Source organism: Nostoc sp. PCC 9305, assembly GCF_963920915.1.
Taxonomy (GTDB): Bacteria; Cyanobacteriota; Cyanobacteriia; order Cyanobacteriales; family Nostocaceae; genus Nostoc.
In genome coordinates this window covers 1-590 of sequence record NZ_CAWUDN010000270.1, presented here as the reverse complement: position 1 = coordinate 590, position 590 = coordinate 1, and the positions used below count along the sequence as shown (strand labels likewise).

The 590-nt window shown below is 41.4% G+C and carries 1 protein-coding gene; it reads left to right on the top strand.

All coding sequences use genetic code 11. From position 1 onward, the window contains the following. Positions 1-264 precede the first annotated feature (264 nt). Positions 265-590, top strand: a 326-nt coding sequence (locus tag ACM0OX_RS35730) for a hypothetical protein (RefSeq protein ID WP_414519949.1), incomplete at its 3' end; no start/stop codon positions are given.

Genomic DNA, 590 nt, shown 5'->3' with positions numbered 1-590 from the left:
AATTCAGGAGGATTGTCTTGTTGCTGTACTTCCTCTTTCATGGATTTTGTCATGCGTAAGTTCATCTTCTCGGTAAGCGGCTCCTCTCGTTCTGACTTAATTGGCTTTAAATTTTCAGGAGTTCCTTTAGGATTAGGCATTATTGAGAGATGTAAATATAGCTTGAATCTTTTGGAAGCGAAACATTAGAGTGTTTATTCGATGGGTACAGAAGCCTGAGAAACTTGTTACCCACCGATACCACTTTTAAGGAATGGCTACTCTATGTTTACACGAACGGAACTCGAAATCAAAACTATCCAGGAGTTAAAAGATTTGTGTCGCCGCTACGGTATTAAACCGACTGGGAACGCTGGATATAAGACTAGCTACGTTACTTCACTTATAGCCTTCCCTGCGATCGCACTTAACCAGATGCAAGAAGGTAGGGGATTAAGACGGTTAAGTTTTGAAGCTTTTCAAAATATCGGCGCTGCACTCGATCAAATGAATTCTCCAACTGATGAACAAGCAGCGCTTATCAAAATCACGATGGAAAGACGTTCACTTCATCCGCCTCAATCATGGGAACAGCAAAAGCTTCTCAATCT